At 67.4% G+C, this 12,065-nt stretch carries 11 protein-coding genes; 10 read left to right on the top strand and 1 reads right to left on the bottom strand.

Going from position 1 to position 12,065, the window contains the following annotated elements; all coding sequences use genetic code 11:
- The first annotated feature begins 73 nt into the window (after positions 1-73).
- The 4 genes from blaCESS to ACVOMC_RS09450 all read left to right on the top strand — a co-directional run bounded on the left by blaCESS (position 74) and on the right by ACVOMC_RS09450 (position 5,678).
- Positions 74-964 (top strand): CESS family extended-spectrum class A beta-lactamase, encoded by an 891-nt coding sequence (gene blaCESS, locus ACVOMC_RS09465; protein WP_057505892.1) that lies wholly within the window; start codon positions 74-76, stop codon positions 962-964.
- A gap of 56 nt (positions 965-1,020) precedes the next feature.
- The gene (locus ACVOMC_RS09460; protein ID WP_481523728.1) at positions 1,021-2,262 is read left to right on the top strand and encodes a cation:proton antiporter; all 1,242 of its coding nucleotides are present in this window, start codon (positions 1,021-1,023) and stop codon (positions 2,260-2,262) included.
- Positions 2,263-2,344: 82 nt separating this feature from the next.
- Positions 2,345-4,987, top strand: coding sequence for a serine/threonine-protein kinase (locus ACVOMC_RS09455; RefSeq protein WP_481523727.1), 2,643 nt, complete (start codon positions 2,345-2,347; stop codon positions 4,985-4,987).
- Between the two features lie 43 nt (positions 4,988-5,030).
- Positions 5,031-5,678 (top strand): hypothetical protein, encoded by a 648-nt coding sequence (locus tag ACVOMC_RS09450; protein ID WP_481523726.1) that lies wholly within the window; start codon positions 5,031-5,033, stop codon positions 5,676-5,678.
- Between the two features lie 65 nt (positions 5,679-5,743).
- Here ACVOMC_RS09450 and ACVOMC_RS09445 read toward each other — a convergent pair whose 3' ends face one another.
- Positions 5,744-6,706, bottom strand: coding sequence for a DUF3011 domain-containing protein (locus ACVOMC_RS09445; protein ID WP_481523725.1), 963 nt, complete (start codon positions 6,704-6,706; stop codon positions 5,744-5,746).
- Positions 6,707-6,893: 187 nt separating this feature from the next.
- On the opposite strand from ACVOMC_RS09445, the gene aspS reads away from it, so the two are divergent.
- From aspS to ruvA, 6 genes are all read left to right on the top strand, one after another.
- Positions 6,894-8,651 carry an aspartate--tRNA ligase gene (gene aspS / locus ACVOMC_RS09440; protein WP_481523724.1) on the top strand — a complete coding sequence of 586 codons (1,758 nt, stop codon included), beginning with the start codon at positions 6,894-6,896 and terminating at the stop codon, positions 8,649-8,651.
- 152 nt (positions 8,652-8,803) lie between these two features.
- A complete protein-coding gene (locus ACVOMC_RS09435; protein ID WP_481523767.1) occupies positions 8,804-9,325 on the top strand; it encodes an N-acetyltransferase family protein in 522 nt (173 codons plus the stop codon).
- 112 nt (positions 9,326-9,437) lie between these two features.
- Positions 9,438-10,070, top strand: a complete 633-nt coding sequence (locus ACVOMC_RS09430; protein WP_481523723.1) for an esterase/lipase family protein — start codon at positions 9,438-9,440, stop codon at positions 10,068-10,070.
- Positions 10,071-10,134: 64 nt separating this feature from the next.
- Positions 10,135-10,866 (top strand): YebC/PmpR family DNA-binding transcriptional regulator, encoded by a 732-nt coding sequence (locus tag ACVOMC_RS09425; RefSeq protein ID WP_481523722.1) that lies wholly within the window; start codon positions 10,135-10,137, stop codon positions 10,864-10,866.
- A gap of 76 nt (positions 10,867-10,942) precedes the next feature.
- A complete protein-coding gene (gene ruvC, locus ACVOMC_RS09420; protein WP_054657579.1) occupies positions 10,943-11,464 on the top strand; it encodes a crossover junction endodeoxyribonuclease RuvC in 522 nt (173 codons plus the stop codon).
- Between the two features lie 10 nt (positions 11,465-11,474).
- Positions 11,475-12,062, top strand: a complete 588-nt coding sequence (ruvA, locus tag ACVOMC_RS09415) for a Holliday junction branch migration protein RuvA (RefSeq protein ID WP_054657581.1) — start codon at positions 11,475-11,477, stop codon at positions 12,060-12,062.
- The last annotated feature ends 3 nt before the right edge of the window (positions 12,063-12,065 follow it).

Genomic DNA, 12,065 nt, shown 5'->3' with positions numbered 1-12,065 from the left:
CTGGTTTTTCGCGCTGGTCACAGGCCGCCGCGGCTTTCACCATCGTTGTCAGCCAATGCCCAGGAGAGTCCGCATGTTCGCCCGTCGCCAGTTCCTGAAGTTCGGGGGTGCCGCCCTGGCCAGTGCCGTTGCCGTGCCGGCACTGGCGCGGTTGGCCAACGCTACGGCACCTGCCCCGCCGGCCCGCGATTTCGCCGCGCTGGAAGCCGAAAGCGGCGGTCGGTTGGGCGTGTGCCTGTGGCATCCGGCCAGCGGTGCGCGCTATGGCCACCGCATGCAGGAACGCTTTCCGATGTGCAGCACCTTCAAGTTCCTGCTGTCGGCCGCGGTGCTGTATCGCGCCGATCGGGGCCAGCTCGCGCTGGACCGGCGCGTGCCGGTGCGGGCGGCGGACATCATCGACCACTCGCCGGTCAGCCAGCGCCACGTCGGCAAGGACCTGACGGTGCGCGATCTGTGCCGGGCGACGATGATCACCAGTGACAACGCCGCGGCCAACCTGCTGCTGCCGCTGGTCGGCGAGCCGGCCGGGCTGACCGCCTTCCTGCGGGCGCAGGGCGATGCGGTAACCGTCTGCGCGCGCTACGAGCCGGAGGCCAACCGCTTCGCGCCCGGCGATCCGCGCGACACCACCAGTCCGGCGGCGATGGCCGCCAACCTGCAGCGCTTCGTGCTGGGCGACGTGCTCGCCCCGGCATCACGGCAGCAACTGGCCGACTGGCTGATCGACAACCAGACCGGCGATGCGCGCCTGCGTGCCGGCCTGCCGCGCGGTTGGCGGGTGGGCGACAAGACCGGCAGCAACGGGAGTGACGCCACCAACGACATCGCCGTGCTGTGGCCCGAGGCCGGCGGCAGTCCGTGGCTGCTGGCCAGTTTCCTGCAGGGGTCTGCACTGGATGATGACGGTCGCAATGGGATTCTTCGCCGCGTGGGGGAGCTTGCGGGGGCCTGGTTGCACTGACAGCCGGTCTGTTCCGGCGCCCGCGTTGTCAGTTGTCCATCAAGGATGCCGGGCTCATGAACAAAGATTTCATCTACCTGTTGCTGATTTTCGCGTTGCTGGTGATCCCGCGCGCGATCCAGCGCTTCAGCATTCCCGCCCCGCTGACCTGCCTGGCGTTCGGTATCGGCGCGGTGCTGTGGCTGGACGATGGTGCCCACGATCCGGTGGTGAGCCTGCTGTCGATACTGGGAATCTCCTCGTTGTTCCTGTTCGCCGGGCTGGAGGTGGATATCGCCAGCCTGCGCAAGGGCCTGTGGCCGCTGCTGGCGCACCTGCTGATCCGCAGTGCCTCGCTGGTCGCGGTGGCCTGGCTGGCATGGCGCTACGCCGGCCTGTCGTGGCAGGCCGCGGGGCTGCTGGCGTTGGCGCTGCTGACGCCGTCGACCGGCTTCATCATGGATTCCCTGTCGCAGCTCGGGCTTGGTGACGAGGAACGGTTCTGGGTGACCAGCAAGGCCATCGCCGGCGAGCTGCTGGCGCTGGCAGCGATGTTCGTGGTGATGCAGGCCGATGATCCGGTGCACCTGGGGCTCTCCAGCCTGGCGCTGGTGGCGATGATGGTCGGGCTGCCGCTGCTGTTCGTCGGTCTCGGCCGCTGGGTGGCGCCGCACGCGCCGGGCTCGGAGTTCTCGCTGCTGGTGATGGTGGGCATGCTCGCGGCCTACATCACCTACTGGCTGGGGGTGTACTACCTGGTCGGCGCGTTCATTGCCGGGCTGGTGGCACGCCTGCTGCAACAGCGGATGCCGTCGCTGGCCTCGCACGAGAACCTGCACGCGTTGCGCCTGTTCTCCTCGTTCTTCGTGCCGTTCTACTTCTTCAATTCCGGCACCCATGTGCCCGGCGACGCGCTCAGTTTCGAAGCGCTGGGACTGGGGGTGGTCATCACCCTGGTGGTGCTGCCGCTGCGCATCGCGGTGGTGAGCCTGCAGCGTCGGCTGATCTTCGGCGAGAACCTGCGTTCGAGCCTGCGGGTGGCGCTGGCGCTGTCGCCGACGTTGATCTTCACCCTGGTGCTGGCCGGGATCATGCGCGAGCGTTTCGATGTCTCGCCGGTGCTGTATGGCGCGCTGCTGTTCTACGCGGCGGTGACCACACTGCTGCCATCGCTGGTGTTCCGCACTCCGATGGATGTGGATCCGTTGCAGCACGAACGCGCAAACGACGCCGCGGCGACGAACGTAAGAGCGCAGATGGCTGCAGATGGGCCGCTGGACGTCGCCTCGAAACCGGCTGATCTGTCGCGCAAGACCTGAGGCCTGGGCCTGCCGGCCCGCTATCATCGGCACCCGGAAAGCGGGACGCCAAAGCGGCGCCCTGCAGGCACAGGGGATGCGGGTGGATCGGGACAGTTGGCAGCAGGTGCGGGAGCTTTTCGACTCGGTGTGCGCGCTGGATCCGTCGCAATGGCGGACCGAGCTGGCGCGGTTGAGCGCCGATCCGCAGGTCATCGCGGAAACCCTTGGGCTGCTGGAGGCACAGACCTGCGATCTGGGCCGCGCACGCGCGCCGATGGAGCAGCTGCTGACCGCCGCGGCAGTGTCGGAATTGAATGAGGGTGAACGGATCGGACCGTGGCGTCTGTGTGAGCGGTTGGCCAGTGGGGGCATGGGCGTGGTGTTCCGCGCCGAGCGTGCCGATGGCCTGTACGCGCAGCAGGTGGCGATCAAGTTCCTGCTCGGTCAACCCGGACCCCGGGTGGCCGAGCGGCTGGCCGCGGAACGGCGCATTCTGGCCGGATTGCAGCATCCCAACATCGCGCGGCTGTATGACGGTGGCAGCACGCCGGCGGGCAATCCCTATCTGGTCATGGAGTACGTCCGTGGCGAATCGCTGGATCAGTACTGCCGCCGCCAGGCCCTGGATATTCCCCAGCGCCTGGCTCTGTTCCTGAAGGTCTGCGGCGCGGTGCAGGCGGCGCATGCGCAGCTGGTGCTGCACTGCGACCTGAAGCCCTCCAATATCCTGGTGCGCGCCGATGGCGAGCCGGTGCTGCTGGATTTTGGCGTGTCGCGGCTGCTGGAGGGCGAAGAGCGCGGCGTGCGCGAGCCGTTCTTCACCGCGGCCTACGCGGCCCCGGAGTTGCAGTCCAACCAGAACGTGGGTGTCGCCAGCGATGTGTTCAGTCTGGGGGTGGTGCTGGGCGAACTGCTGGCGGGCGGATGCGTGCGCCGCGCTGCCGGGGCTTCCGCCGCGGCGGTGGTCGCGCCCAGCCTGCGGGTCGGTCTTGGCTCAAGGCAGCGGCGCGCGCTGCGCGGTGACCTGGATGCCATCGTGGTACGTGCCGGAGCGCTGCTGCCGGAGCAGCGCTATTCCTCGGTCGAGGCGATGGCGGCCGATGTACGGCGCTATCTGCAACACCGCCCGGTGCGGGCGCGCAAGGGTGGGCGTGGGTACCGCGCCGGTCGCTGGTTGCGGCGCAACTGGAAGGGGATGGCGGCCCTGTCGGCAGGGCTGCTGCTGGCGGCCGGGTTTGTCTGGCGGTTGGGCCAGGCCCGGGCCGAGGCCGAGCGTGAGGCCATGGTCGCCGAACAGGTCAGCGGCTTTCTGGTGTCCATGTTCCAGGCGGCCGATCCGCGCGAGAAGGGACTGCGGGGCGGAGAAACGATCAGCGCCAGGGAAGTGCTGGACCGGGCCGCCGTGCAGGTGGACACCGATCTGGATACCGCACCGGAAGTACGCGCGCGGCTGAAGGCGGTGATAGGGCTGGCTTACAAGAATCTGGGGGATTCCAGCAGGGCCCGGCCACTGATGGAGGCCGCTGCCGAAGCACTGGCGCAGGCCGGTGGCGCAAAGAACATCGATCTGGCCACGCAGAGTCTGAATATGGCCTCCAGCACCTATTCGGCCGATCGCTTCGGCAAGGAGGGCGAGCGTCTGGCGCGCCGTTCGCTGGCGCTGCTGGGCGAGGGCGCGCCGGACAGCTTCCGGATTGCGCAGTCCTACAACTCGCTGGGACTGGCGTTGCTGTCCGAGCAGCGCTATGACGAGGCCGAAGCGGCGTTCAAACAGGCCTTGCAACGGCATGAGGCCGGCCGGCGCGAGCAGTTCATCGGCGTGCTGCAGGACAACCTGGGCATGCTCTACCGGCGCAAGGGCGACCTGGCCGCCGCGCTGGCCATGTTCGACCGTTCCACGCCGATGTTCGAGCGCCTGTTTGGACCGATGTCGTTCGACTACTGGGGCAGCCATACCGAGCGCAGCCTGGCCGTGGCCGACAGCGGCCGGCTGGCGGAGGCGGTGACGCTGTTCGAGGCCAACCTGGCGCGGGCACCGAAGATTTTCGGCGAACACAGTGTGTATGTGTCCAGCGAGAACAACCGGCTGGCCGCCACGCTGATCCGCAAGGGTGAGTATGTCCGCGCGCGGCCTTATCTGGATGAAGCGCTGCGGCTGACGGTCGCGGTGCAGGGCAAAGACAGCTACGGCTATTCGCTGGTACTGGAAACGGCGGCGCAGCTGGCGGTGGGGACCGGCGACATGCGCCGTGCCGAGGCCGACTACCGCACGGTGCTGGCCACGCGCGAGGCGGTGATCGGCGCCGATCATCCCGATACGCTGGATGCGGCGTTGCAGCTGGGCCTGTTGCTGACCCGGCTGGGCAGGAACGAGGGTGACGCGCTGCTGCAGCGGGCGTACCGGCAATGGCTGCCGCGTATTCCCGCCAACAGCGCCAATGGCATCCGCGTGCGCCAGGCCTGGACGGAGTGGCTGATCGGCAAACAGCGTCTGGACGAGGCGGCGGCGATGCTTGCGGCGCTGGAACCGGTCGTGCAGGCCAGTCCGTTCGCGGCGATCAACCAGCACGTACTGCGTGCGCGACTGGCGCAGCAGCGTGGTGCGTGGGCCGAGGCGGTGACGGCGTGGCAGGCGGTGCTCGCCGCGGCGGTGCCGGTATATGGCGATGATTCGCCGATCACCCGCCAGTGGCGGGCGGCATTGGCAACCGCCCGCGCCGCATCAGCCAATGCGAGGCCCTAGGCAGGCGCTTGCCCGTCAATCCACGGCGGGCTAGGGTCGCCGGATGAACAAAAAACTTTCGCATTCCCTGATGTGCGTGCTGGCCCTGGCCGGCGGTGCGGTTTCCCCGGCCTTTGCGGGCACTCTCGATGCCGGGCGCATCGCCCGTCCGGACCCGGCGCCGGCCGACCAGTTCCTGGCGGCGCTGGCGCGGCATTGTGGGCAGGCGTTCGCCGGGCGCGTGATCGCCAACCAGCCGGCCACGGCCACACCCGATGCCTTCGAGGGCCAGCCGCTGGTAATGCATGTCCGCGGCTGCGATGCGCCGACCCAGGAGCTGCGCGTGCCGTTCCATGTCGGCGATGACCGGTCGCGGACCTGGGTGCTGACCCGCACCGCCGGGGGGCTGCGCCTGAAACACGATCACCGCCATGAGGACGGCAGTCCGGATGCCACCACGATGTACGGCGGTGACACCCAGGACGCCGGCAGCGTGACGCGGCAGCGCTTCCCGGTGGATGCCGAGTCGGTGGCGCTGTTCCAGCGCGAGGGTCTGCAGGGCTCGGTGCGCAATACCTGGGCGATGGAGCTGGAAGCGGGCAAGCGCTTCGTCTACGAGCTGTCGCGCCCGGACGGGCGGCTGTTCCAGGTCGAATTCGATCTCACCGCGCCGGTGGCGCTGCCGCCCGCGCCGTGGGGCAGCGAGAGCTGAGCGGAAAAAGGAAGGGCGCCGATAGGCGCCCTTCTTCACTATTCCGGCAGGAGCCGGGTCGGTGCTCAGCGGCTGCCAAAGCGCGCGCGGCAGCCGGCGTTCACCCACACGCTGTTGCCGCTGTAACCCCAGTTGCGGCCTTCGACGCACGGGGTACTGGACAACTGCTGGATGACCACCGGGCGCCCCTGGCGGCGGTCCCAGGCGCAGGAGCGCATGCGGTTGTCATCGCTGCTGCAGGTGACGCTGTAATCGCTGTTGCCGCCATTCCAGTTGCCACCGTTATTGCCCCAGCCACCGCCACGGCCTTCCGTGAATTCGGCACGGCAGCCATTGCTGACCCAGACCGTACCGTTGCCGCTGCCCCAGTTGCGGCCCTCGATGCACTGGGTCTTTGACAGCTGACGCACCAGGGTGGCGCGGCGCCAGCCCGTGGTGCATTCGCGGCGACGGTTGTCATTGCTTTCACAGCGGATCGTGCCGGCATTGCCGTTCCAGTTGCCGCCCGTGCCGCCACGGCCCTCGGCAAACTCAGCGCGGCAGCCGTTGCTGACCCAGACGCTGCCGTTGCTGCTGCCCCAGTTGCGGCCCTCGATGCACTGGGTCTTGGACAACTGGCGGACCAGGGTGGCGCGGCGCCAGCCGGTGTTGCAGATCCGCTGGCGGTTGTCATTGCTTTCGCAGCGGAGGGTCCCGGCGTTGCCGTTCCAGTTACCGCCCCCATTCCAGTTGCCTCCGCCATTGCCGCGCAGCGAAGTGGCGATGTCCTGCTTGATCCGCGAGAAGCCCCAGCCGGAGTTGACCTGGTCCATGTAGAACTCCAGCTGGTCGTCGGGAATGCGGCGTCCGCCGGACTGGTCGGCGTATTCGCGTTCGATCACCCGCGCGCGGTCGGCGCGGTTGAGCTGGCGCAGGTCCTCGGGTGCGTAGGCGCGGGTGGCCTGGGCCTGTGCGGTGGTTGGCAGGGCGGTCAACAGCGCGCCGGGCAGGGTCGCGGCAAGGCAGGCAAGCAGGAGGTGGCGTTTCATGGTGACATCCCCATTCAGTTCCGGAGGTGGCCGACTATAGTCCGCCACCCGCTTAAGCGGGCGTGACTGGTCGCCGGATTTGCTCCCGCACCGCCCGGGCCGCAAAATAACCGGCTTGATCGGCCTTGGCTGATATAAAACCTTAACCGGCGCCGCTGCGCGCTGGCATCCCCTGCGGAGCTTTTCCATGCGTACCCATTTCTGTGGCCTGGTCGATGAGACCTTGATCGGCCAAACCATCACTCTCGCCGGCTGGACCGACGTGGCCCGCAACCAGGGCGGCGTCTGCTTCATCGATCTTCGCGATCACGAAGGCATCGTGCAGGTGACGGTGGAGGTGGACAACGCCGAGGTGTTCGCCGTGGCCGCCTCGTTGGGCTACGAGGACGTGCTGCAGGTGGAAGGCGTCGTGCGCGCCCGCCACGCGGTCAACGACAAAATGCGCACCGGCAAGGTGGAAGTGATCGCCACCGCCATCACCGTACTCAACAAGGCCGCGCCGCTGCCGTTCCACGCCCACGAGAACCCGGGCGAAGAAACCCGCCTGAAGTACCGCTACCTGGACCTGCGCCGTCCGGAAATGCAGCGCATGCAGCGCACCCGCATCAAGCTGGTGCAGGCCCTGCGCCGTCATCTGGATGCGCGTGGCTTCCAGGATATCGAGACCCCGATCCTGACCAAAGCCACCCCGGAAGGCGCGCGCGACTTCCTGGTGCCGGCGCGCATGCACCCGGGCGAGTTCTACGCGCTGCCGCAGAGCCCGCAGCTGTTCAAGCAGATCCTGATGGTGGCCGGCTTTGACCGCTACTACCAGATTGCCCGCTGCTTCCGCGATGAAGCCCTGCGTGCCGACCGCCAGCTGGAGTTCACCCAGCTGGACATGGAGTTCGCCTTCGTGCGCGAGCGCGACGTGCAGGATTTCGTCGAGGACATGATCCGCTCGATTTTCAAGGAAGTGGTCGACGTCGATCTCGATGCCAGCTTCCCGCGCATGACCTGGGCCGAGGCGATGCGCCGCTACGGTTCGGACAAGCCGGACCTGCGCATCGCGCTGGAGCTGGTGGACGTGGCCGAGCTGGTCAAGACCAGCGAGTTCCCGGTGTTCACCGCGGTCGCCAATGACGCCGACGGCCGCGTGGCCGCGTTGCGCATCCCGGGTGGCGCCAGCCTGAGCCGCAAGCAGATCGACGAATACGCGGCCCACGCCGCCAAGTACGGTGCCAAGGGTCTGGCCTACATCAAGATTGCCGAAAACGGTGAGATCAGCTCGCCGATCCAGAAGTTCTTCGCCGAAGACGCCTTCGCTGCGCTGCTCAAGCACATTGGTGCTGGCAATGGCGACATCGTGTTCTTCGGCGCCGGCGGCTACAACAAGGTCTCCGACTTCATGGGCGCACTGCGCCTGAAGGCCGGTCGCGACTTCAATCTGGTCGCCGATGGCTGGGCCCCGCTGTGGGTCACCGACTTCCCGATGTTCGAGTGGGACGAGGAAGAGCAGCGCTATGTGGCCCTGCATCATCCCTTCACCGCACCGGCGGTGGATGACGTGGCCGACTTGCGCGCCAATGCCAAGACGGCGGTGTCGCGCGGTTACGACATGGTGCTCAACGGCAACGAGATTGGCGGCGGTTCGATCCGTATCCATCGCCCGGAGATGCAGAGTGCGGTGTTCGAGCTGCTCGGCATCGGTGCTGAAGAAGCGCGCGCCAAGTTCGGCTTCCTGCTGGATGCCCTGAACTATGGCGCACCGCCGCACGGCGGCATCGCCTTCGGTATCGACCGCATCGCCGCGCTGATGGCCGGCACCGAGTCGATCCGCGACGTGATCCCGTTCCCGAAGACCACCGGCGCACAGTGTCTGATGACCGACGCGCCCTCGCCGATCGCCGACGCGCAGCTGGCCGAGGTGCACGTGCAGGTGCGTCCGAAGGCGGCCAAGGAATAAGTTCCGCTCGCCGTTTGATAGGTGCCCGGTCGCGTTGATGAGCGCCTGGCGCCCGCCGCCAATGCATCTGGAGGGATGCGTTGGCGGTCCTATCCGATGGCAGTGCCGCCGGATAGATTGGGCATCGTTCCCGTACCGCCGGAAACCCCGTGATCAACAATCGCTACACGCTCCGCCGCGCCACTGCTGACGACGCCGACACCTTGTCGGCGCTGGCTACACGTACCTTTGTCGAGACCTTCGGGCATCTGTATCCGCCGGAGGATCTGCAGGCGTTTCTGGACGAAGCGTATCCGGCGGCCCGCCAGCGGGTGATCCTGGAGCATCCGGACTATGCGGTTTGGTTGCTCGAATGCGATGGGGTGGCCGTAGGTCATGCCGCCGCCGGACCGTGTGGTCTGCCGCATCCGCAGGTGCGTCCCGGCGACGGGGAGCTCAAGCGCCTGTATCTGCTCCAGGGCCATCAGAATGGCGGCTGGGGCGGCCGTCTGTTCCAGGCCGCGCTGGCATGGCTGGAGCGCGAGGGCCCGCGCACGCTGTGGATCGGGGTGTGGTCGGAAAACTTCGGCGCGCAGCGCTTCTATGGCCGGCACGGTTTTGAGAAAGCCGGCGAGTATGAATTCCCGGTGGGCCGGGTCCGCGACCGGGAGTTCATCCTGCGCCGTTCCCCCTAGCGCCGGCTATGGCCACCCAACACCTGCTTCACCCGGGATTGCCCGTGGGTCGGCTATCACTCCCCGTATCTATATGGAGCACGGGCGCCGCAAGCGGCGCAAGGTGGACGCAATGACATCACCGGTACTGCTGCTGCATGGCATCTGGAACGCCCGCGCCTGGGTCGGCCCCCTGGCGTGGCGGCTGCGCGCGCAGGGCTTTTCAGTCAACAGTTTCGGCTATCCCAGCGTATTCGGTGGCCCGGAGGTGGCGGTGCCGCTGCTGATCGAGCGGTTGCGTGGTCGCGGCCCGGTCGCGCTGGTCGGGCATAGCCTCGGGGGGCTGGTGGCGCTGGAGGCCCTGCGGGTGGCGCCGGAGCTGGAAGTGTCCCGGGTGGTGTGCCTGGGCTCGCCGTTGTGCGGCAGCGAAACCGCGCGCGCCCTGGCCGGTCATGGCTGGGCGGCGGCCTTGGGGCGCAGCGGCGGACTGCTGCGGCACGGATTGCCGGCGTGGCAGGGCCGGGCCGAGGTGGGGCTGGTGGCCGGCTCGGTGCCGCACGGCCTGGGGGCCCTGCTGGGCGCGGTGCATGCCGATTCCGATGGCACCGTGGCGCTGGCCGAGACCCGTCTGCCGGGATTGGCCGACCATTGTGTGGTGCCGGTCAGCCACAGCGGGCTGGTGCTGTCGCCGGAGGTGGCGCGGCAGACCGCGGCGTTCCTGCGTGAAGGGCGGTTTGACCGTGATCTGGGGCGACGGGTGGCGTGACAGGTACCGGCGCGGCGATCGGGTAGAATTCACGCCCTGTTCCTGACAGATGTACGGTATTCCCATGGGTAGAGGTCCTTCCATCGAAGGCCGCAAAAACGCGTCTGACGCGAAGCGCGGCAAGATTTTCACCAAGATCATCCGTGAGATCAGCGTGGCCGCACGCGGTGGTGGAGGCGACCCCAACAACAACCCGCGCTTGCGTACGGCCATCGACAAGGCGCTGTCGGCGAACATGTCCAAGGACGTGATCGAGCGCGCGATCAAGAAGGCGACCGGCGAGCTGGAAGGCGTTGAATATGAGGAAATCCGCTACGAAGGCTATGCTCCGGGCGGCGTGGCGGTGATCGTGGACTGTCTGACCGACAACCGTGTGCGTACCGTGGCCGATGTGCGCCATGCCTTCAGCAAGTGCGGCGGCAATATGGGCACCGAGGGCTCGGTGGCTTTCATGTTCAAGCGCCTTGGCGTGCTGGCTTACGCGCCCGGCGCCGATGAGGAAAAAATCACCGAGGCCGCGATCGAGGCCGGTGCAGATGACATCGCGGTCTATCCGGAAGATGGCGCGATCGATGTGATCACCGCCCCGGAATCATTCCTGGGGGTGAAGGCGGCGATGGAAGCGGTGGCGCTGACGCCGGACCATGCCGAAATCACCTTCCGCGCCGACAACGACATTGCCGTGGATGCCGACACCGCTGTGCAGGTCAAGAAGCTGCTGGACATGCTTGAAGATCTGGACGATGTGCAGGACGTGTATTCCAACGTCGATCAGGCCAGCCTCGAGCGGGCCTGACCGGCCGTTCCCGTCCTACTGATTGAGACGGCGGTGGCGGATCATGGCCGCCGTCCAAATCCAGGCAGACCCTCCAATGACCCGCATCCTCGGCATCGACCCGGGCTCGCAACGCACCGGTGTCGGCATTATCGATATCGATGCCAGCGGCCGCGCCAGCCACGTCTACCATGCCCCGCTGGTGCTGCTGGGCGCCGATGGCTTTGCGTTGCGGCTCAAGCGGCTGGCCGATGGCCTGCACGCCTTGATCGAGGAATACCGGCCGCAGGAAGTGGCCATCGAGAAGGTGTTCATGGCCAAGAACGCCGACTCGGCGTTGAAGCTGGGCCAAGCCCGCGGGGCGGCGATCTGCGCGGTGGTGATGCGGGATCTGCAGGTCAGCGAATACGCGGCCACCGAGATCAAGCTGGCGGTGGTCGGGCGCGGCAGCGCGCAGAAAGAACAGGTCCAGCATATGGTGGGCCTGATGTTGAACCTGAAGGGCAAGCTGCAGGCGGATGCCGCCGATGCGCTGGCCGTTGCCATTACCCATGCGCATGTGCGCGCCACGGCCAACCGGCTGGGCGTGGATGTGCGCCAGGCCTGGAGTCGCAAATGAGGAACTTGGCATGATCGGACGCCTGCGCGGCATCCTCGCGTACAAAGCCCCGCCGTGGCTGGTGATCGACGTCAACGGCGTCGGCTACGAGTTGGAGGCGCCCATGAGCACGTTCTACGACCTGCCCGATGTCGGCCGCGAGGTGATCCTGTTCACCCACTACGCGCAGAAGGAAGACAGCGTGTCGCTGTACGGCTTCTTGCGCGAAGGCGAGCGCCGCCTGTTCCGTGATGTGCAGAAGGTCAGCGGTATCGGGGCGAAGATCGCGCTGGCGGTACTTTCCGGGGTCAGCGTCGACGAGTTCGGGCGGCTGATCCAGACCGGCGATGTCGCCGCATTGACCCGTATTCCGGGCATCGGCAAGAAGACCGCCGAGCGTATGGTGGTGGAGCTGCGTGATCGCGCGGCCAATTTCACCGGCGGCGGTGCGCCCATCGCCGGACAGCTCGGGGCCGATCCGGTGTCCGAGGCGACAGTGGCCTTGCAGCAACTGGGCTATAAACCGGCCGAGGCGGCCAAGATGGCGCGCGATGCCGGCGGCGAGGGCGACGATGTCGCCACCGTCATCCGCAAGGCGCTGCAATCGGCGCTGCGCTGAGGC

This window comes from Stenotrophomonas sp. STEN014 (assembly GCF_056760315.1).
This window is presented reverse-complemented; position numbering and strand designations above follow the sequence as displayed.